18 protein-coding genes and 1 pseudogene are annotated in these 21,081 nt (G+C 61.0%); 14 read left to right on the top strand and 5 right to left on the bottom strand.

The features are described from left to right. The first annotated feature begins 518 nt into the window (after positions 1 to 518). The 6 genes and pseudogenes from IB277_RS21185 (at position 519) to IB277_RS21210 (ending at position 5,294) form a co-directional block, all read left to right on the top strand. Positions 519 to 1,232 carry a dihydrofolate reductase family protein gene (locus IB277_RS21185; RefSeq protein ID WP_192371599.1) on the top strand — a complete coding sequence of 238 codons (714 nt, stop codon included), beginning with the start codon at positions 519 to 521 and terminating at the stop codon, positions 1,230 to 1,232. Between the two features lie 67 nt (positions 1,233 to 1,299). After that, positions 1,300 to 1,904 (top strand): annotated as a pseudogene (locus IB277_RS21190) (SDR family NAD(P)-dependent oxidoreductase). Between the two features lie 93 nt (positions 1,905 to 1,997). Continuing rightward, positions 1,998 to 2,180 (top strand): hypothetical protein, encoded by a 183-nt coding sequence (locus IB277_RS21195; protein ID WP_192371600.1) that lies wholly within the window; start codon positions 1,998 to 2,000, stop codon positions 2,178 to 2,180. Beyond that, complete coding sequence (locus IB277_RS21200) at positions 2,167 to 2,694, top strand: tripartite tricarboxylate transporter TctB family protein (RefSeq protein WP_210339641.1); 528 nt, start codon at positions 2,167 to 2,169, stop codon at positions 2,692 to 2,694. The genes IB277_RS21195 and IB277_RS21200 overlap by 14 nt, the downstream gene beginning before the upstream one ends. Further along, the gene (locus tag IB277_RS21205) at positions 2,694 to 4,202 is read left to right on the top strand and encodes a tripartite tricarboxylate transporter permease (RefSeq protein ID WP_192371601.1); all 1,509 of its coding nucleotides are present in this window, start codon (positions 2,694 to 2,696) and stop codon (positions 4,200 to 4,202) included. Before IB277_RS21200 ends, IB277_RS21205 begins: the two co-directional genes overlap by 1 nt. A gap of 102 nt (positions 4,203 to 4,304) precedes the next feature. Beyond that, positions 4,305 to 5,294 (top strand): tripartite tricarboxylate transporter substrate binding protein, encoded by a 990-nt coding sequence (locus tag IB277_RS21210; protein ID WP_210339642.1) that lies wholly within the window; start codon positions 4,305 to 4,307, stop codon positions 5,292 to 5,294. Positions 5,295 to 5,623: 329 nt separating this feature from the next. Here IB277_RS21210 and IB277_RS21215 read toward each other — a convergent pair whose 3' ends face one another. The 5 genes from IB277_RS21215 to IB277_RS21235 form a co-directional block, all read right to left on the bottom strand. Beyond that, positions 5,624 to 6,601: a tripartite tricarboxylate transporter substrate binding protein gene (locus IB277_RS21215; protein WP_192371602.1), complete on the bottom strand. Its 978-nt coding sequence runs from the start codon at positions 6,599 to 6,601 to the stop codon at positions 5,624 to 5,626. Positions 6,602 to 6,862: 261 nt separating this feature from the next. Then, positions 6,863 to 8,830 (bottom strand): acetoacetate--CoA ligase, encoded by a 1,968-nt coding sequence (locus tag IB277_RS21220; protein ID WP_192371603.1) that lies wholly within the window; start codon positions 8,828 to 8,830, stop codon positions 6,863 to 6,865. A gap of 11 nt (positions 8,831 to 8,841) precedes the next feature. Next, the gene (locus tag IB277_RS21225) at positions 8,842 to 10,242 is read right to left on the bottom strand and encodes an NAD(P)(+) transhydrogenase (Re/Si-specific) subunit beta (RefSeq protein WP_192371604.1); all 1,401 of its coding nucleotides are present in this window, start codon (positions 10,240 to 10,242) and stop codon (positions 8,842 to 8,844) included. 10 nt (positions 10,243 to 10,252) lie between these two features. Next, entirely contained in the window at positions 10,253 to 10,663 is a 411-nt protein-coding gene (locus IB277_RS21230; RefSeq protein WP_034786897.1) for an NAD(P) transhydrogenase subunit alpha, read from the bottom strand. Then, positions 10,663 to 11,805 carry a Re/Si-specific NAD(P)(+) transhydrogenase subunit alpha gene (locus IB277_RS21235; protein WP_192371605.1) on the bottom strand — a complete coding sequence of 381 codons (1,143 nt, stop codon included), beginning with the start codon at positions 11,803 to 11,805 and terminating at the stop codon, positions 10,663 to 10,665. Before IB277_RS21235 ends, IB277_RS21230 begins: the two co-directional genes overlap by 1 nt. Before the next feature lie 398 nt (positions 11,806 to 12,203). Here IB277_RS21235 and IB277_RS21240 point away from each other — a divergent pair, with 398 nt between their 5' ends. The 8 genes from IB277_RS21240 to IB277_RS21275 all read left to right on the top strand — a co-directional run bounded on the left by IB277_RS21240 (position 12,204) and on the right by IB277_RS21275 (position 20,907). After that, entirely contained in the window at positions 12,204 to 13,841 is a 1,638-nt protein-coding gene (locus IB277_RS21240) for a GMC family oxidoreductase (RefSeq protein WP_192371819.1), read from the top strand. 53 nt (positions 13,842 to 13,894) lie between these two features. Then, positions 13,895 to 15,523 carry an MFS transporter gene (locus IB277_RS21245; protein ID WP_192371606.1) on the top strand — a complete coding sequence of 543 codons (1,629 nt, stop codon included), beginning with the start codon at positions 13,895 to 13,897 and terminating at the stop codon, positions 15,521 to 15,523. A 140-nt stretch (positions 15,524 to 15,663) separates the two neighbouring features. Continuing rightward, the gene (locus IB277_RS21250; protein ID WP_192371821.1) at positions 15,664 to 16,407 is read left to right on the top strand and encodes an SDR family oxidoreductase; all 744 of its coding nucleotides are present in this window, start codon (positions 15,664 to 15,666) and stop codon (positions 16,405 to 16,407) included. A gap of 104 nt (positions 16,408 to 16,511) precedes the next feature. Continuing rightward, entirely contained in the window at positions 16,512 to 17,360 is an 849-nt protein-coding gene (locus tag IB277_RS21255) for an SMP-30/gluconolactonase/LRE family protein (protein WP_192371607.1), read from the top strand. Between the two features lie 13 nt (positions 17,361 to 17,373). Then, positions 17,374 to 18,372: an Ldh family oxidoreductase gene (locus IB277_RS21260; protein WP_192371608.1), complete on the top strand. Its 999-nt coding sequence runs from the start codon at positions 17,374 to 17,376 to the stop codon at positions 18,370 to 18,372. A 53-nt stretch (positions 18,373 to 18,425) separates the two neighbouring features. Next, the gene (locus IB277_RS21265; RefSeq protein ID WP_192371609.1) at positions 18,426 to 19,211 is read left to right on the top strand and encodes an SDR family NAD(P)-dependent oxidoreductase; all 786 of its coding nucleotides are present in this window, start codon (positions 18,426 to 18,428) and stop codon (positions 19,209 to 19,211) included. Between the two features lie 31 nt (positions 19,212 to 19,242). Then, positions 19,243 to 19,548, top strand: coding sequence for a YciI family protein (locus tag IB277_RS21270; RefSeq protein ID WP_192371822.1), 306 nt, complete (start codon positions 19,243 to 19,245; stop codon positions 19,546 to 19,548). Positions 19,549 to 19,605: 57 nt separating this feature from the next. Continuing rightward, the gene (locus IB277_RS21275) at positions 19,606 to 20,907 is read left to right on the top strand and encodes an NAD(P)-binding domain-containing protein (RefSeq protein WP_192371610.1); all 1,302 of its coding nucleotides are present in this window, start codon (positions 19,606 to 19,608) and stop codon (positions 20,905 to 20,907) included. The last annotated feature ends 174 nt before the right edge of the window (positions 20,908 to 21,081 follow it).

The following is a 21,081-nucleotide window of genomic DNA, read 5'->3' on the forward strand; positions in this document are numbered from 1 at the left end:
GAAGCCAGGGCCGGCTGCGACCGAGCGGTCCTCTGCGAGCAGTGTGTAGATGTGAATTCAGCTGCGATCGAACAGCTAAGGAAAACGCCCAGGCGCTGGCTGAGGATCTGCTTCAAGATTTAGAGGGCTCACGAAACGGCACTGGAACCGCTCATGCCTCGCGTACTCGCGATTGATGAATTCAAGCCATTACGGCAAGCGAATTAAGCCGCCTAATCGTTCTGTTCCTCCTCGGCTACAATCGCGAAATTTCCAACGAAACTGGCGAACGGGGAGGTACGGCCATGTTTTATGAAAGCTCACGTTACGTGGCCTGAGCGGAAGCTCTTAGCCGAGCTTAGAGACATCAAAGATCGAACTCCTGCCTGGATAATGGACTGATGGGTCCTCGCCGCGCGTCTCGGCACTGGCGATGGAGCTGCTCAGGATTTCCGGTTTACCGTCGACGACGCTGACACGCGGATCGTCCGCAGGTTCGCGTCGGTAAAACCGGCCTTAACTCGAGGAAATAGCCACCAATGCGCCCCTTTATCATCTGTCACATGGTGACCTCAATCGACGGTCGCCTCCACCCCAGTCGGTTCACGGCTGCCGCATCGAGACTATCTGCGAGTCAATTGGCCAGCCATTACGAGTCGGTTGCGGAGCAATTCGAAGCCGACGGCTGGATCGTCGGACGCAAGACCATGTCCGAGATGGCAAAGGGGTCAGAGCGTGCTGCCGCGAGCAAACCGATCGCAACACGCGAACCTTATCTCGCAGATCGCAAGGATCGCAACTTGGCAATTGCCATCGATCCAAAAGGGCGCGTGCACTATGGTAAGGACAATATCGGCGGCGATCACATCGTTGCAGTGCTTGCGGAGGCGGTGGCAGACTCCTACCTCGCAGAATTGCGCGAGGATGGTGTCTCATACATATTTGCGGGGCCGGAGGGAGATGATCTCAGCGGAGCAATGGCGCAGTTAGCAAGCCTCTTTGGCGCAAAGAAGCTTCTGCTCGAAGGTGGCGGCATTCTGAACGGCGCCTTCCTTCGCCATCGTCTGATCGACGAATTCAGCACACTCATCTATCCGGCGGTCGATGGTGTTGCGGGGACACCAAGCATCATCGACTACAACGGTGCGGACGGGCGGCAACCGGGGGCAGGGCAGACACTCCGCTTGATCGGCTGCGAAGCGCTGGACGGCGGCATGGTGTGGCTACGCCATGCCGTCGGGGTCATCTCCTGATCGCTGGCATAGCGACCGACCGGGATGGTGGTCCCGGCGAGTATTTTTCGAATTAGGGGAGCGCTCAATGGTACGTATCTTCATTACCGGCAGTACCGATGGGCTTGGCCTTGCGGCCGCTCGGGTATTGCTAAAGGAGGGACATCATGTCGTTTTGCACTCATGCTCGCAGGAGCGTGCCTCTGCGGTGGCGAACCTGGCGCCGAGGTCGCTCGGAGTGGTTGTTGGCGATCTGACCAGCGCGGCGGAGACGCGATCCGTCGCAGATCAGGTAAATTCCATAGGACGCATGGAAGCGGTCATACACAATGCGGGCATATACTCAACGCCCAGCCGGGCCGCGACGCCTGAGGGTCGCGCGAGTATCCTCGCGGTCAATGCACTTGCCCCCTACATGCTGACGGCGTTGATGGAGCGTCCCGACCGCCTGATTTATATCAGCAGCAGCATGCATCGGGGCGGAGCAGGCTCTTTGCGCGATGTTGACTGGGTCAAGCGGCACATCTGACCCAGACCTGGCTTGCGGCGGGCGAGGGCTCTGCGGCGGAGTGCAGCGGCCGGTACTGGCATCACCGTCGGCAAGAGGTACCTGCAGGCGCGGTGTCCGATGTGGGCTTTCAGGACGAGCTTACGGCCAGACTGGCGGCGTTTTGCGGTATCTCGCTCTTTTGAAGAACGCCACCTAGCGGCCAGGGGCGCCGGCGCCCCGAACGCCCGCGCAGCGCATCGAGAAAAGGCTGCGTTGTCGGTTCGAGAAAGGACCGAATGGACGATCACGTCACGGCGACAGGCGGTGGACCTGATCAGACGCTCGGCGGCTCCAGAGGCTGCCGCAAGCTCCAGATTATGACCATGGCGCCTGATCAAGTGCATCGCGAGAAAAGGTGCTTGCCGGACAACGCGCAGGACAACGGTGATTTTTCACGCGAGGATGATGGGCGATCTTGAGGAGGATCGTCATGTACAGGAGGAGACCCATGAGAGTCGGTCCGGGAGGATACCGATGAGCCCGCGCATTCGGCACCAGCCGAACTTCTTTGCAGGGCTCCTTTTTGCATGTTTTGGCGCAGCGTTCGGTTTGGGCGCGACACGCTATGAGATCGGGACCGCCGCAGAAATGGGGCCGGGCTACTTCCCGCTGATCCTTGGCGGGCTGCTGGCTTTGTTCGGGCTAATCATCGTTGCCCGCAGCATCACCGCCGATGACGAGGAAGCGGTGGAACGTGCGTCTTTGAGGCCGTTCTGGTTGATCATCGGATCAGTTGTCCTTTTTGGCGTGCTGCTCGCGCCGCTCGGGCTGATCGCCTGTTCACTGCTTCTGGTTCTTGCTAGCGCCTTCGCAAGCCATGAATTCGGCTGGCGTTACGCCATTAGCAGCGCCGTCATCCTGATCGCCTTCTGCTACCTGATCTTCATCTACGTATTGGGCCTTCCTATCCCCGTCTGGCCCGGAGGTCTCTAATGGAGCTTCTTCAGCATCTCGTCCTGGGTTTCGAAACCGCATTGACGCTGCAGAACATCGCCTATTGCTTCATCGGCGTCCTTGTCGGAACCGCCATAGGCGTCCTGCCGGGGCTCGGTCCAACCGCAACGATTGCGATGCTCCTGCCCATTACATACGGTTTGCCGCCGATTGCCGCACTCATCATGCTGGCGGGTATCTACTACGGTGCCCAATATGGCGGCTCCACGACGGCTATCCTCGTCAACCTTCCCGGTGAAGTGTCGTCCGTCGTCACATGCCTGGACGGATATCAGATGGCGCGGCAGGGACGGGCCGGAACCGCTCTGGCGGTCGCGGCACTCGGTTCCTTCTTTGCCGGAACGGTGGCCACGATGCTGATTGCCGCCTTCGCTCCGGCCCTGACGGCCTTTGCCTTCGAGTTCGGACCGACGGAATATTTTTCACTGATGTTGCTCGGTTTGATCGGTGCTGTCGTGCTGGCGCACGGCTCTCTGGTCAAGGCGATCAGCATGGTCTTGCTCGGCCTGCTGCTCGGGTTGGTCGGCACCGACGTCAATAGCGGCGTTCAACGGTTCGCCTTCGGAATTGCACCCCTTGCCGATGGGATCGGCGTGGTCGGGGTTGCCATGGGCGCTTTTGCCTTTGCCGAGATCATCCTCAACGTCGAAAGGAAGGAAAATCGTGCAGCCTTCATCAACCGGGTAAAGGGCCTGTGGTTGACCAAGCAGGAGTTCCAGGAGGCGGCACCGGCGGTTCTTCGGGGAACGGCCCTTGGTTCGATCCTGGGCGTTCTGCCTGGCGGCGGATCTCTCCTGGGTGCGTTCGCCTCCTATGCGGTCGAGAAGAAGCTTTCCAAGACGCCGCAGAATTTCGGGAAGGGCGACATCCGCGGTGTCGCAGGCCCGGAAGCGGCCAACAATGCCGGCGCACAGACCTCCTTCATTCCCATGCTGACGCTCGGTATCCCCGCCACGGCCGTCATGGCCCTGATGATGGGTGCGATGATGATCCACAACATCCAGCCCGGCCCCAGCGTGATGAGCTCGAATCCCGCGCTCTTCTGGGGGCTGATTGCCTCGATGTGGATCGGCAACGCCATGCTGATTCTTCTCAACCTGCCGCTCATCGGCTTCTGGATCAAGCTGCTGGCCGTTCCGTACAAGGTCCTCTACCCGGCCATCCTGCTGTTTTGTGTCATCGGCTCGTTCAGCATCAACAACTCGGTCTTTGATATCTACATCGCAGCCGCTTTCGGCGTGCTCGGCTATATCTTCGCCAAGCTGCACTGCGAGCCGGCGCCCATGCTGCTCGGTTTCGTGGTCGGACCGCTGCTGGAAGAAAACCTGCGGCGCGCGATGCTGCTCTCGCGGGGCGATGCGAGCGTCTTCTTCACGCAGCCGATTTCTGCGGTGCTCCTTCTCGTCGCCGCGGGGATGATCATTCTGGTCACCTTGCCGGCCATCCGGAAGGAGCGCGACCACGTCTTCAGCGAAGAGGAAAGCTGACGCTAAACGGCTCACCGCGGCGGTCCGCGCCGCGCAACTGCAGTGACCACAGGCGCGAGACGGGCGGAGACCCGTCAGCGTCACAATCGGAAGGAGGAACCATTGAAAACGCAATCCAAACTCTCGTTGCTGCGCTGCTGTGCGCTTGCGGCTATTATGGCTACAGCCGGCACGGCCACGTCGGCGCTCGCGGAGACGTTTCCCACCAGGGCGATACGCATTGTCGTCAACACCGGTCCAGGCGGCCTTGTCGACGTCACGACCAGGCTGGTGGCGGAGAAGATGCAGGAGAATCTCGGACAGCCCGTCGTCGTGGAAAACCGGGCAGGAGGCGATGGGTTGGTCGGCATCCTTGCCGCGAAGGAAGCAGGCGCCGATGGCTATACGCTGCTGGCGACCGCGGCAACGATCGCCATCCAACCCGCCGTTAAAAAGAATCCTGGTTACGACTTGGTGAACGATTTCGCCGGCGTCGGTCCGATCATGCGCTCTCCCTACCTCGTCGTGGAGGGGGCCGGCGAACCAGACAAGACGCTTGGCGACTTCATTGCAAGAGCGAAGGCCGATCCGAAAAAAATGTCCTATGCATCGGCGGGTGTCGGTACGGGGACGCATCTGGCGGCCGCGTTGTTCCTAAAGCAGGCTGGCGTGGATATCCTCCACATCCCCTACAAGGGCAACGGCCCGGCCATGCCCGATGTGATGGCTGGACGAGTCAACATGATCTTCGAAGCCTACAATAGTGGCGCTTCCAAGCTGAAGGACGGCACGCTGAAGGCGCTCGCTGTGACGTCGACCGAGCGCCTGTCCAGTCTTCCGGATGTGCCGACGATCGCCGAGGCCGGCTTGGAGGACTACAGCTACTACGTCTATACGGGCCTCGTCGCACCGGAGGGAACGCCGAAAGAGGTGATCGACCGGCTCTCGTCCGCCCTGCAGAGCGCCCTTTCCGATGAGGCGGTGAAGGCACGTTTTAAGGAAGGCGGCGGGGAAACCATGAGCATGACGCCGGCCGACTTCGACCAGTATCTGAAGGACGACCTCGTTCGCATGAACACGCTCGTCGAGGATCTGGGTATTCCGAAGAAGTAGAGCACGCGCTGCTCAAAGGCCGCATCAGGTTGTCGATGCGGCCCCAGCGAGTTGCTCTCTTGGCCGAAGAGGCGGTGTCGAACACGCCGCCTCATTCTTGTGAGCAGGGAAGTTACCTTCGCACTGAAGGATTTTGAGAGTTCGACACCGTCGTGGGAGACCTCAATGTTCAGATGGTGGAGCAAAGGCAGCACCACTTCATCACGATAATGCCGGCAAAGCATTCAACTTTACCGGCATTATCTATGGTGGCGACCAGCAAACAGCGTAACCACTTCTGGCGGTTTAATCTCAGGTCTCCAACTCTGGTGAAGGCCGTGACCGGTCACTTACTTCTTCTCGAGGTTTAGGGTCGTTATCGCGTCGCTCATTCGTTTGTATTCAGTTGTCAGGAATGCATTGAACTCCGCCGCCGTCTCGGACGCCGGTTCGGATCCATCAGCGCGCACACGCTCCGAAAGGGCCGGGTCCTTGCTGGCGCGCACGAGCGCCTCCCAAAGACGTGCGATAGCGTCGTCAGGCGTCCCGGCCGGGGCGACGATCCCGAGCCAGGACAACGGACCGAATTCGACACCTGCCTCCATTAGCGTCGGCACGTCCGGAAGCGGCGTGGTTCGCTTTGGTCCGGCGATGCCGATTGCGCGCAGTTTTCCAGCCTTGAGGAACGATGAACTGCTGATATAGCCGTCGAAGATCATGTCGACCCTCCCAGCGACGACATCAGGCAACGCTGCACCGTTGCCCTTGTAGGGCACATGCAGCAGTTCGAGTCCGGCCGCTTTCAGGAACATAGGCGCGACCACATGCGGCGGGGTCGCTACGCCCGCCGAAGCATAGGTCAGCTTCCCCGAGTTTTCCTTGGCGCGCGCGATGAAATCAGCGAGCGTGCGATCCGGCTGGTCGCCTCCGACGACCATCACGAAGGGAAATCGGGCCATCAATCCGACACCAGTAAAATCTTTCAGTGGCTCAAACGGCTGCTCCACCCTCAATTGCGGGACCATCAGCAGGCCCTCGGCCTGCGCAAGCAGCGTGTATCCGTCCGCTGCGGCGTCCTTGACGGCGAGCGTGCCTGGAATGGTATCGCCTCCGGGGCGATTTTCGACGATCACTGGTTGGCCCAGATCCTCACCCATCTTCTGCGCGTAGAGACGGGTCGTCAGGTCGAGGGTGCCGCCTGGTGCCGTCGGCACGATTATCCGGATCGGCCTCGACGGGAACGCGGCGTCGGCGAAGGCCGCGCTGTTGGTGGTGCACAATAGGCCTAGCAGAGCCAGTCCCTTGATAGCCAGAATGCGGAACGTCATACAAAATCCTCCCAATCGTATGTGGTCCCAACGATGAAGGTGAAAGGCTAAAGTTAGACAGTGACTAGCCGTTTGCGGCGCAAAGCACTTTTCCGCCGCATGTACCTGAAGAAGTCGATGCCGTGATCTTGGACTACAACCGCGTCAAGAAATGCAAATTGCCGCTGGCAATGCGTGTGTTTCGCGACTTTAGAGAACTGCCCGCGGAAGTCCCTTTTTCAACCCTGCACCTTGAGGTCGAATTCTAACTCGTGAGAGCGTTTACCGCCTTAGGGCAGGCAGGTCGCGATAGAGTTGCAGCGCTTCCGGGTTGGCGAGCGCTTCCTTGTTCCTGACGGACCGCCCATGAACCATGTCACGCACGGCGAGTTCAGCAATCTTGCCGGATTTCGTGCGTGGAATATCGCTGACCTGCAGCACCTTCGCCGGCACGTGGCGGGGCGATGCTCCGCTACGGATCCTGCTCCTGATCTTTTTCTCGAGATCGGCGTCCAATGTCACCCCCGATGCCAGCCGCACGAAAAGAACGACGCGCACGTCGTCGTCCCAATCCTGACCGACGCAAATCGCCTCGGCGACTTCGTCCATCTGTTCCACCTGGTTGTAGATCTCGGCCGTACCGATGCGAACGCCGCCCGGGTTGAGTGTGGAGTCCGACCGACCGTGGATGACGATGCCGCCGTGTCCGGTCCATTCCGCGAAATCGCCATGACACCAGGTGTTGGGGAAGCGTCCAAAGTAGGCAGCTTCATATTTTCCACCGTCGGCGTCGTTCCAGAAGCCGAGCGGCATCGCCGGGAAGGCCTTGGTGCAAACAAGTTCCCCCTTCAGGCCACGCACCGGCGTGCCTTCATCGTCCCAGACGTCGACAGCCAAGCCGAGTCCCGGCCCTTGAATCTCGCCGCGCCATACGGATTTGACCGGATTTCCAAGGACGAAGCATGACACGATATCCGTGCCGCCGGAGATCGACGCAAGCTGCACGTCGGATTTGATCCCTTCATAGACGAAGGAAAAACCGTCCGGCGACAACGGGGAACCGGTTGAGGCGACGAGCCGGAGCGCCGTGAGGTCGTGACTCCGCATCGGCAGAATGCCACTCTTGCGGATCGCGTCGATGTATTTCGCCGACGTTCCGAAAATTGCGACTTTCTCCTCTGCGGCAAAGTTCCAAAGGACAGTGCCATCCGGAAAAAAGGGGGAGCCGTCGTAAAGGCAAAGGGTTGCCCCTGAAGCGAGCCCCGAGACGAGCCAGTTCCACATCATCCAGCCGCATGTCGTGAAATAGAAAAGCCGGTCGCCCTCCCTTAAATCATTGTGAAAACGATGCTCCTTGAGGTGCTGAAGCAGCGTGCCGCCGGCGGAATGGACGATACACTTGGGAATGCCCGTGGTCCCCGAGGAAAACAGGATGTAGACGGGGTGGGAAAAAGGCAGGGGTTCGAATTCGACCACCTTGGGCACGAAGGGCGCGACGAGTGCATCGAGCGTCCGTCCATCCCTCAGCGCGGAGGCTAAGGCTTCGGCCTCGCCTGCATAATGAACGACGAGCACGGGCGCACCGATTGTCGGCTCGACATTGCGGACCTTCTGCGCGACGTCTTGCAGCTTGCCGTTGTACCAATAGGCGTCGCAGGCGATGAAGAGCTTTGGCTTGATCTGACCGAAGCGGTCGATGACGCCCTGCTCGCCGAAATCCGGCGAGCAGGAGGACCAGATCGCACCGATCGAGCTGGCGGCCAGCATGCAGGCGATGGTCTCCGGCATATTAGGCATCATGGCGCAGACACGGTCGCCCGTGCCGATGCCCAGGGCGCGGAAGGCCTGCTGCAAGCGTGAGACCATGCCGTGCAATCGGTCCCATGACCAGCGATACGCCACCTTGTCCTCGCCGCGAAAGACCAGCGCATCACCGCTGCCTCTGCGCGCGAGCAGGTTTTCGGCGAAATTCAGGGTCGCGTCGGGAAAAAAGCGGGCTTCCAGCATATCGTCGCCATGGACGAGTGCGCGTTCTCCCCGCTGGCCGATGACATCGCAGAACGACCAGACGGCCGACCAGAAGCGCTCACGATCTGCGATGGACCACGCGTGGAAGTCGTCATGGGAGGGCAAGGGGATCCGATACTCATTCTCGCACCATCGCCTGAAACCCGTGATGGCTGCGTCCTCGATCCGCGCGGGGCTCGGCGTCCATAACGGTGCGACATCCGCCTTGTGTTCGATCGACATGTGTGCCTCCCTCAGTGATTGAGCGCCTTGACGATATCTTCCGTCACCTTCTTGGCGTCGCCGAGCAGCATCATCGTGCCGTCCTTGTAGAACAGCGTGTTGTCGATGCCGGCATAGCCGGAGCCGAGCGAACGCTTGACGAAAAGGCAGGTCTTGGCCTTGTCGACGTCGAGGATCGGCATGCCGTAGATCGGCGAGGACTTGTCGTCGCGCGCCGCCGGGTTGGTGACGTCATTGGCGCCGATGACATAGGCGACATCGGCCTGCGCGAACTCTGAATTGATATCCTCGAGCTCGAACACTTCGTCATAGGGAACGTTTGCTTCCGCCAGCAGAACGTTCATATGGCCGGGCATGCGGCCCGCGACCGGATGGATCGCATATTTGACCTCGACGCCGGCCGCCTTCAGCTGATCGGCCATTTCGCGCAGCGCATGTTGCGCCTGAGCAACTGCCATGCCGTAGCCGGGCACGATGATCACCTTGGAGGCGTTCGCCATCAGGAAGGCCGCATCATCGGCCGAGCCCTGCTTGACCGTGCGCTGGACGCCGTCGTCACTGCCGGCCGCTGCTGTCTCACCGCCGAAGCCGCCGAGGATGACCGAGATGAACGAGCGGTTCATGCCCTTGCACATGATGTAGGAGAGGATCGCACCGGACGAACCGACGAGCGCCCCGGTGATGATCAGCGCCAGGTTGCCGAGCGTGAAGCCAATGCCGGCCGCCGCCCAGCCCGAATAGGAGTTGAGCATCGAGACCACCACCGGCATGTCGGCGCCGCCGATCGGAATGATGATCAGCACGCCGAGCGCCAGCGACAGTACGACGATCAGCCAGAACACCGTCGTGCTTTGGGTCAGGACCAGCATGATCACCAGCACGACGAGCGCCGCGGCAAGACCAGCGTTGATCGCATGGCGACCCGAAAGCATGATCGGCTTGCCGGACATGCGACCGTCGAGCTTCAGGAAGGCGATGACCGAGCCGGTAAAGGTGATCGCGCCGATGGCGACGCCGAGCGACATTTCGACCAGCGCCTGCGCGTGGATGTCACCGATCGTACCGATGCCGAAGCTTTCCGGCGCATACATGGCGGCAGCCGCCACCATGACGGCCGCAAGACCGACCAGCGAGTGAAAGGCAGCAACAAGTTGCGGCATCGACGTCATGGCGATGCGGCGGGCGATGAACGCACCAATACCGCCGCCGATGGCAAGGCCGAGCACGATCAGCATCAGGCCGCCGAAACTCGGCTTGGCGAGCAGCAACGTCGTGACGATGGCGATGCCCATGCCGACCATGCCGTAGGTATTGCCCTTGCGGCTGGTGGTCGGATGCGAGAGGCCGCGCAGCGCCATGATGAACAGGACGCCGGAGACGAGATAGAGGAAGGCTGCGAAGTTGGCGTTCATCGGGCCGGCCTCACTTGTCTTTTTTCTTGTACATGGCCAGCATGCGCTGGGTGACGAGGAAGCCGCCGAAGATGTTGACCGAGGCCAGCACCAGCGCAATGAAGCCAAAGCCGGTCGCCAGCCCCGAGGCGGAAATGCCGACCGCCAGCAGGGCGCCGACGACGATGACCGAGGAGATCGCGTTGGTGACCGCCATCAGCGGCGTGTGCAGCGCCGGCGTCACCGACCAGACCACGTAGTAGCCGACGAAGATCGCCAGCACGAAGATCGCCAGGCGAAAGACGAAGGGGTCGATCGCCCCGCCGGTGGCGCCATGGGCGACGGCACCGGCCGCATCCGGCACATACTCGGCCGCGGTGCGGACCGCTTCCACCGCCCGGTCGAGATCGGCGAGCGCCTTGTCGAGAAGTTCATTCGCCATCACTTGTCCCCCTTGCTGGCGCCGAAGTTCGGATGCACGACCTCACCGCCATGGGTGAGCGCCGTCGCCTTGACGAGTTCGTCCTCCATGTTGAGCGCGAGCGCCTTGGTTTCCTTGGACACCATGGTTTCCAGGAAGGTGACGAGGTTCTTGGCGTAGAGACCGGACGCGGAGGCCGCGATGCGGCCCGGCACGTTGAGATGGCCAATGACCTTGACGCCTTCGACCTCGGCGACCTTGCCGGGCTCAGCACCCTCGACGTTGCCGCCGCGTTCGACCGCAAGATCGACCGCGATCGAGCCGGGTTTCATGCTTTTCAGCATGTCACGGGTGACGAGCCGCGGCGCCGGACGGCCGGGGATGAGTGCAGTGGTGATGACGATGTCCTGCTTGGCGATATGCTCGGCAACGAGTGCGGCCTGCTTGGCCTGATACTCCTTGGACATCTCCTTGGCGTAGCCGCCAGCCGTTTCGGCCGCCTTGAATTCCTCGTCCTCGACGGCGATGAACTTGGCGCCGAGCGAGGCGACCTGCTCCTTGGCTGCCGGACGCACGTCCGTCGCCGAGACCACGGCACCGAGACGGCGGGCCGTCGCGATTGCCTGCAGGCCGGCAACGCCCGCGCCCATGACGAAGACCTTGGCGGCAGGAACCGTCCCGGCCGCCGTCATCATCATCGGCAACGCCCGATCATATTCGCAGGCGGCGTCGATCACGGCCTGATAACCGGCGAGGTTCGCCTGGCTCGACAGCACGTCCATCGACTGCGCACGGGTGATGCGCGGCATCAGTTCCATCGCAAAGGCAGTAAGCCCGGCCTTGGCCATCTCGGCGATCGCCGCCTCGTTGCCATAGGGATCCATGATGGCGATGACGATGGCGCCGGACCTGTAGTCGGCAATCTCGACACTCGTCGGCCGGCGCACCTTCAGGATGATATCCGCCGTTTTGGCCGCCTCCTGGGAGACAACGCGGGCACCGGCGGCTTCGTAGTCCGCATCGAGGATGCCTGAGGCGAGCCCCGCGCCGGTCTCGACCAGCACGTCGAGCCCCAAGCCCTTCATTTTCTTGATCGTTTCGGTCGATGCCGCGACACGCGGTTCACCTCCGTCATGCTCTCTTGCAGTAAATACCGTTCCCAACTTCGTCTCTCGCTTGTTGATCCCCTGCAGCCCGAGGGCGCATTTGGGGCGCCATCGGGCTGCAGGGAGCCTGGGAGGCGCTCGAAGCTCATGCTCCGAGTTGGCTTACCCGTCGGTCGGGATGGCCTCCGCAGCGGCAATCCTATCGATTGTCGCACTCAGCCGCCGACACGGACGTCGATATGGAGGTCCCCTCTTGCGCACCTCCGCGCCAGGCAAGGATGCCAAGGATTTTCGTCTTCAAACATTACTTTGCGAGGAAAAGAGCTTTGCGCTTGGTTCACTTGCCGACTGAACGTGACTGTGGATCGTACGGGGAGGCGATCATTCGATCAGCCTCGCGCACACGAAAAAGCCGTCGTGAGTGAAACCGCGACGCACTGATGGATGAGGCGGCATTGGAAACATACGACTATATCATTGTTGGTGCCGGCTCTGCCGGCTGCCCCGTCGCCGCAGCGCTGTCGGCCGATCCTGATATAAAGGTTCTGCTGCTGGAGGCAGGGCCCCACGCCGATCGTTTCTGGGTGAACACGCCCGCCGGCATGGGCAAGCTCTATTTCAACAAGCTGCTGAATTGGAACTATCATACCGAGCCGATGACGATGTTGAAGGACCGCCGCATGTATTGGCCGCGCGGGAAGACGCTCGGCGGCTCAAGCTCCATCAACGGCATGGTGTTCATCCGCGGCCACCGGGGTGACTTCGATAGCTGGCGCGACCTCGGAAATCCGGGTTGGGGCTATGACGACGTCCTGCCGTATTTCCGCAGCATGGAGCATTTCGAGCGCCGTGAAGATCGTTTTCGCGGCCAGGGTGGTCCACTCTGGATCAGCGATCCGGTCCGCAAGGAGCCGGCCAGCGGCGACTTCATCGAGGCTGCCAAGCAACTTGGCCATCGCGAACTCGAGGATATGAACGGGGAGGAGCATGACGGCGTTGGCTTCATGCAACACACGATCAGGAAGGGGAGGCGGCATTCCGCGTTCGTGGCTTTTGTAAAGCCGATCCTTCATCGCAGCAATCTGACGGTGCGCACCGATTGTAGGGTCGAAAGGTTGTTGTTCGAGGGGCGGACAGTGATCGGGGTCGAGGTTTTTCACAAGGGCCGCAGACTGAAGATCGCTGCCAGCCGGGAAGTCATTCTTTCCGGCGGCGCAATCAACAGTCCCCAGTTGCTGATGCTGTCAGGTGTGGGACCGGCTGAAGAACTTCAGAAGCATGGCATACCGGTCGTGCTGGACGCTCCCGGCGTCGGGCGGAACCTGCAGGATCATTTCTATGTCCACACCGGTTGGCGCGCACGCGCGGACAGTTCCTACAACGCGAACCTGGCCGGTCTGAGAAAATACTGGGAAGGCTTCAAGTACCTGATGAGCCATCGAGGCTATCTGGCGCTAGGCTCCTCCCAGGTCGCCGCCTTCGTAAAAAGCCAGCCGGAGGAAGAACGCGCCGATCTCCAGATCAGCTTCCGTCCCATGACCTTCCAATACAATGCGGACGGGACCGTGGACGTGGAGAATCAGCCAGGTATGGGCGTTTCGGTCTACCAGCTGCGGCCAAACACGACTGGCGCGGTGACGCTGCGTTCGCCAAATGCGGCCGACAAGGCGGTGTGTACCCCTCACTTTCTCACAGATCCCGACGACATTTCGGCCGTGATAAGCGGCATACGCCAGATCCGCGACATCATGACGAGTAAACCCATCGCCGCGCGAGTGGTTTCGGAAGAGATACCGGGGCCGCAGGTCTGCACCGACGATGAGATTTTCCGGTTCATGCAGGATACCGGCAATTCTGCCCACCATCAGGGAGGCACCTGCCGGATGGGCGGGGACGGCATGGCTGTCGTGGACGAACGATTGCGCGTTCACGGACTGGCGCGCCTGCGAGTCGTGGATGCCTCGATCATGCCGCATCTGACATCGGGCAACACCAATGCGCCCACGATCATGATCGGTGTGAAGGGCGGCGACATGATCCGTCAGGATATGGCTCCGCGCCGTTCGATCGCGATGGAGCAAGGTGCGACGTAAGGAAAGGCGGCGCGGCCTGGGGGGCATCGCCGAAATGAAGCAAGGTGCCTGTCATGTCCGATCGAAAGTCCCTCCTATCGCCGCTTGCCCATGCATCATTCCGAAAGCTGTGGACGGCGTCGATCGCCTCAAATCTTGGGACGTTGGTACAGACGGTCGGTGCCGGATGGCTCATGACATCGATCACGCCCTCGGAAAACATGGTTGCCCTTGTTCAGGCGTCGGCGGCGATGCCGATCATGCTGTTCTCCATCGTTGCCGGAGCAATCGCCGACAATTTCGACCGAAGACGGGTGATATTGGTTGCTCAGGTCTTCCTCTGCGCCGTTTCCTGCCTGCTCACGGCCAGCGCGGGGTTTGGCCTCGTGACGCCGTGGAGTCTCCTCACCTTCACTTTCCTGATCGGCTGTGGAACAGCGCTCGCATATCCGGCCTGGCAGGCCAGCATCGGTGATCTCGTACCGCGTGACGAGGTTGCGAATGCTGTGTCCCTCAGCGCCATCGCCGTCAATATTACGCGGAGCGTGGGCCCTGCCATCGGCGGTGTCGTCGTCGCGGTTGGCGGTGCGGCTGCCGCCTTCGCCGTCAACACCGTTTTCTGTCTCGGCCTGGTCGCGACGTTTCTACGCTGGGAGCGGCGGCAGGACGTGGGGAGTTTGCCGCGCGAACACATTGGACAGGCCATTCTTGCCGGCCTCAGTTATGTCTCCATGTCGCCACACCTCTTGAAGGTGTATTTTCGCGGTTTCGTCTTCGGTGCGGGCGCCATAGCCGTGTTGGCTTTGTTGCCTGTCGTGACGCATCAGAAGCTCGGCGGCGGCCCGCTGACGTACGGCCTGATGCTTGCCTCCTTTGGCGTGGGGGCCGTGCTGGCGGCACTGTTGAACGCTCGTCTTCGGGCAAGGCTGTCGAGCGAAGCCCTCATCCGTCTTTCCTTCGGGTGCTTCGTGGCGAGCGAGCTCACGGTCGCCGCCAGTTCTCAGATCGTCATCCTTGCGGTGGCGATCATCATTGCTGGGGCTGCTTGGGTCATCGCACTGTCGCTCTTCAATACGACCGTCCAGCTTTCCGCGCCGCGCTGGGTAGCCGGGCGAGCACTTGCCTTCTACCAAACTGCGTCCTTCGGTGGGATGACCGGAGGGAGCTGGCTTTGGGGAACGATCGCAGAGAGCCAGGGCCTGGGCGCAGCCTTTTTCATCGCGGCACTGCTGGCGGTTGCCGGGCTCCTGATCGGGGTCCTATTGCCGATGCCGATGCTCGAAACCACCGACCTAGATCCGCTTCAGCATTTCAAGGAACCGATGCTCCGGCTTGCAATCCGGCCGCGTAGCGGTCCGATTGCAGTTCATATTGACTATGAAATTCGCGAGGAGGACGTGGAGGAGTTCCGGCAACTGATGGAATGGCGCCGTCGTGTGCGAATTCGTGATGGCGCCAAGAGCTGGCGGCTGCTGCGTGACCTTGAGAACCCGTCGATCTGGATGGAGACCTACCATACGCCGACCTGGGCGGACTACATTCGCCACAATCAGCGGCGCACCAACGCGGACGGCGACAATCATAATCGACTCCTGGCGCTCCACCAGGGCGCGCGGCCAATCGGCGCGCGGCGTTTCATCGAACGCCAGGTCATTCCTCCGGCAGACGATGTCTTCCATCAAGCAGCAGGCGAGATCCGTTAGGGCGCAGCAAGGTAATCTTTTCACAATGCGCCAAGCTGTTTAGCGGGCGACCATGTATCTGGCGGCAATCGTCGCGGATAACGTGGGCTTCCGTGGCGCACCAGCGCGCCGGGATACTGGAATTTGTAAGGGAGGAATGCATGGCTTCGCTTGAAGATAAGAAAGTTCTTATCACCGGAGCGCTCGGAACGCTCGGGCAGGCTCTGGTCGCACGTTTTACCAATGAGGGCGCCGCTGTTTTCGCCTGGGATCGACCGGATGCTCCGGACCCCCAGGCTGTTCTCGACAAGATCGCGGGTGGCGTAACCTTCGTCGGCGGCGATCTCAACGACCTTTCGGCGACGGATGCGATCGCCACGGCCCTCGCCGACAAAGTGGGCGGCTTCGATATCCTCGTGAACAATGCGGCTTATGTCACGAACAAGCCGCATGAAGAATTCAGCATCGAACACTACGAGGAGGAGATTCGAATCAATTCCTCCGCAGCCTTCGTTTTGGCGCGCGCACTCAGCAAGCATATGAAGGCCAAAAAGGCCGGCAAGATCGTATGCATCACCTCCCTCACCCTGACGGGGCATTGGGAAGGTTTCGTACCCTACATCGCCTCCAAGGGGGCCATGTATGGGCTTGTTAAGGGCCTGTCGCGCGAACTCGGGCATCACGGCATCAATGTCAACGGTGTCAATCCGGGTGCGATCGTTTCGGAGGCAGAATGGCGGCACTTCGGAGAGAAGCGGGAGGAATACCACCGCTGGATTCTTGAGCGCCAATGCCTAAAGCGACGTATCGAGCCAGTCGACGTCGCCAACCTCGTGTTCTTCCTGGCCTCGCCGCAGGCCGATCTCATCACCGGGCAGGACGTTCACTGCGACGGCGGCTGGTAACTGCTCGGCGCTGGACCAAGCGGGATGGAGCCACAGGCTTGATCCAGCGCCAATGAAACCGCCCGAAGCCCTTACGGCTTTGAGGAACGTGAATTGGGGGGAGCATGAAAGACCGCGACGCCGCGTTGGTCGCCGAAGACTTCATCTTTCTGGAAGCGCCGCGCTGGCGCGACGGAAAGCTTTGGCTTTCGGACGTTTTCGATCATAAGCTGTTTAATCTCACGCCAGCGGGCGAGCGAGTGTTCGTCTGCGAGGTTCCGAACCGGCCGTCAGGGCAGGGGTTCCTGCCTGACGGTACACACATCGTCGTCTCGGCGACGGATTACAAGCTCCTTGCGGTCAAAGATGGAACGCTGAGCGAGTATGCGGACTTATCAGGTCACGCTGCGGGCTATCTGAACGATTTCGCGATCGATCGCCATGGCCGCATCTATGTCGGCAATTTCGGCTATGACTACGATGCTGGCGAAGCGCGCAAGTCCACCAGCCTGCACCGTGTCGACCCGGACGGGTCGGTCCACGAGGTCGCCACAGGTGTGAACTTCCCGAACGGATCGGTCATCATCGACGGCGGGCGCACCTTGATCGTTGCCGAAACATGGGATTGCGTGCTCGCTGCATATGATCTGGCTGAGGATGGGACCCTGAGCAATCGCCGGATTTTCGCCGATCTCGGAGATCGAGAGCCTGACGGCATCTGCGCCGATGCGAAAAACGCGGTCTGGGTAGCGTGCTTCAACACCGGTGAGGTCCTTCGCGTGCTCGACGGAGGCGAGATCACCGACCGGATCGCCTTCGAGGGGCGTGCGGTCTCCTGCATCCTCGGGGGAAGCGACGGACGCGACCTCTTTTGCACGATTTATGCGGGATCGGTCGAACAATTGGTCCAGAAGAAACGCCTCGGCGCAGTCTACTCGACGCGGGTCGAAATTCCTGCGCTCACATGCGCATGACAAGGAGGACAAAATGGAATTGAGTTTCGCTGATGCGCGCGAGCTGGCGATCGACGTGCTGTCGAGCCATGGACTCCCCTCGGACCATGCCGCCATCGTGGCCGATCATCTGGTGGATGCTGCAGGGGCGGGGCATGCTTTCGCCGGTCTGCCGCGCGTCCTGGCGGTCATCGAACACCTGAAGGATTTTCCGGCGGGCGAGCCGATCACGATCACGCAGAAGACACGCAATTCCGCCGTCATCGATGGGGCGCAGAACAACGGCTATGTGACGTCGCTGATCGGCATCGACAAGGCGATTGAACTGGCAAGAGAAACGGGTATCGGCGTCGTTTCGATCAACAACACCTGGTTCAGCGGGCGGCTTGCCTATTACGTGGAACGGGCGGCGCGCGAGGGGTTCATTGCCCTGCACACAGCCAGCACTCAGGCACGGGTCGCGCCGGCGGGCGGCATCGACAGGATATTCGGCACCAATCCCGTCGCCTTCGCGTTTCCCGCCGATCCGGAACCGCTCGTCATCGATTTCGGTACGGGGATGACGACTTGGGGCAATGTGCTGCTCCGTCGGAAGCTGGGTCAGCCGCTCGATCCCGATTCCGCCGTCGACAAGGATGGCAACCCGACGCTCGACCCGGCCGAGGCTTTGCTCGGCGCATTTCTGCCGTGGGGTGGCCACCGGGGGTACGGCCTTGCGCTTGTCGTGCAGGTTCTCGCGGTACTGAGCGGCGGCAAGATCGTGGCCAACGATGTGCCGGACAGTGGCTTCTTCTTCCTGGTCATCGATCCGGAACTCCTGCTTCCCGCAGAGGAGTTCCGTCAGAAAGTCGGGGAATTGGTCGCCCATATCGAAGCCTCGCGCCCGGCGCCCGGCATTTCCAAGGTCCGTGTGCCCGGCAAGGGCAGTCTTCAGAAGCGCCATATTGCGAAGGTTCGGGGTACGATCGAAGTGGACGAGGCCGTTTACGAGACGTTGGTTTCACTACGGAACGGACCACAGGCGGCAGCCTGATCACTGCCATGGTGATGCGGCTGATGACATCGGAAATAGTTGAGGAAGAGAACATGCGTCTGAAGGACAAAGTAGCGATCATCACCGGCGGTGCGTCGGGAATCGGAAAATCCGCCGCCGAACGGTTCACCCGGGAAGGTGCGACGGTCGTGATCGCCGACATGAACCCGGAGGCGATCAAGCGGACGGTCGACGAGTTTACCGAAAAGGGGTTCAACGCCATCGGGCAGGTCTGCGACGTTACGCGGCGCGAGCAGACGCAGGAAATGGCTAGGGAGGTCGTGGCGCAGGCGGGACGGATCGACATTCTCGTCAACAATGCTGGCATCTCGCGCTATCGCCCCTTCACGGAAGCAAACAGCGAAGATTGGGACGCCGTGCTCGACGTCGACCTCAAGGGCGTATTCTTCTGCGCCCAGTCGGTGGCTCCGCAGATGCGGGCGCAAAGCTACGGCCGCATCGTCAACATTTCCTCCGCGCTCGGCACAGGGGCCGCTCCCCATGGGACGGCCGGTTCGCCAGGAGGAAGCTCCGCATATGCCGCAGCGAAGGCTGGTGTCATCATGCTGACCAAGACGCTGGCGCGAGAATTGGGGCCGGACGGCGTGACCGTCAATTGCGTCGCGCCGGGAACCTTCCTGACGCCAATTTCTGCCTCCTCCCGCACTCCAGAGCAGGTCAACGAGCATCTCGAATACCGCAAGAAGACTGTCGTGCTTGGACGGATCGGCACACTCGAAGAGTTGACCTCTGCCATCCTGTTCTTTGCCTCCGACGATTCAAGCTATGTGACAGGGCAGACAATGTCTGTCGATGGTGGCCGCTCGGACCGTATGTGACGACCCTCGAACAAATAAAAATGGAGAGATGATGCTTTACTCAGTCTACTGCCTCGACAAGGAAAATTCCGCATCGCTACGCGATGAATACCGCACATCGCATCGGGCCTATCTCGACCTCTGGAAGGATAAGCTGGTGTTTTCAGGCCCACTTCTGGACGACGAAGACGAAGACAAACAACTCGGTAGCCTTTTCATCCTATCGGTAGCGAACCGGGCCGAGGCGGATGACTTCATCAAGAAGGAGGACTTCTACAACGCTGGGGTCTTCGCCGAGGTGAGAATCGTCCGCATGCGCAAGGGTCGGTATAATCCGGGTCTGGCGGCCTCGGTCTGAGATTTGAAACCAGGTTTGGAACGACGGTAAAACTGCGACCGCTCGAGGAGGGGAATAGTGAAGATCGGATATCTGGGTCTGGGCGCCATGGGCGGCGCACTTGCCGCGCATCTGGCAAAGGCGTTCGACCTTGCGGTCTATGATCGCAATCCCCTGGCGGTCGAAGCCTTGGTGGGACTTGGTGCCAAGGCTGCCGTATCACCCGCAGACCTTGCCCGCTCGAGCGATGTCATTCTCCTCTGCTTGCCGCGCAGCACCGATGTGGAGGATGCACTTTTCGCCCCAGGCGGGCTTTCGGAGGGGCTTGCGCCAGGAAAGCTCGTCATTGACCAGACCAGCGGGATTCCCGGTATAACCGGTGGCATTGCGCAGAAGCTTGAAGCGAGCGGTGTCGCGATGCTGGATGCGCCTCTCAGCGGAGGAATCCCAGCAGCGAAAAACGGCACGGTGACGATCATCGCCTCCGGCCCCGACGACGCTTGGACCCGGGGCGAACCCGTGCTGCGGGCGATGACGCAAAAGGTCTTCCGCTGCAGCGATCGGGTAGGGGACGGGCAGGCGCTCAAGCTCGTGAACAACGCCATCGGCGCGGGCTACCGCATTGCGACTCTGGAACTAACGGCCCTTGCGCGGAAGACCGGCCTAAGCCTCGGCCGTATTGTGGAAACACTCAACACGGGGCCTGCAGCAAATTTTACGTCCCGGAACATGCTGGCCGGTCTCGTCGAGGGCCGCTCGTCCACTAATTTCGCGCTTTCCCTCATGATCAAAGACTTGAACGAGGCATTCATACTTGGGCTGGAGACCAACGCAGCGATGCCGATGACCGCAGGCGCCCGCAGCGTCATGCAGGTCGGCTTGAACCTGCTGGGCCCGGATGCGCGTCTCGACGACGTCATCCCGCTGACGGAACAGTTGTCCGGTGTCGCGCTACGGGATGAAACGCCTGCACACCCGGCCCTTTCAGCGGACAGCATCGATGAAGCCGGTCTTCTTCGAGCATTGGAGCGCGCGACCATCGTCTGCAACGCGATTGCCATCTGCGAATGCGTTGCGGTGGGCCGGAACTACGGTCTGACCATGGACGAGATGGCCCGCATCCTGACGGTGGGCTCGGCCTGGAGCGAGACTATGGACGCGATCCTGCCTGCGCTTGCGAGCTGCAGAGCGCCCATCCTCGGGTTCACGCTGGGCGAGGCCTGTTCGGCGCTCGCCCAGGTAACGCGCTTGTCCGCGGCGGCTTACATGCCCGCATTCCTTCCGAACGCTGCGCTGGTGCGCGCCCAGGTGGCGCTGGCGACGGCCGACGAGACATCTGATGCCGGGGCCTTGAGCACCACGTTCGGCCTCGCTGGATAGGAGCCTCGTCACTCCTTGGAAGAATGCGCGACCCCGGCCTGCCAGCAGGCCGGGGTCCCTTTCGTTTGCCGATCCACGCTTTCAACATGTGCTGGCATATCGCGGCGAAATCATTGTGCCGTGGCGCACATTTTGCCGAAAACACGCGTTTATCTTTACGTTCCCCGCTAAGAT

Origin of the sequence: Ensifer sp. ENS07, from assembly GCF_014852185.1 — a bacterium.
Classification (GTDB): domain Bacteria; phylum Pseudomonadota; class Alphaproteobacteria; order Rhizobiales; family Rhizobiaceae; genus Ensifer; species Ensifer adhaerens.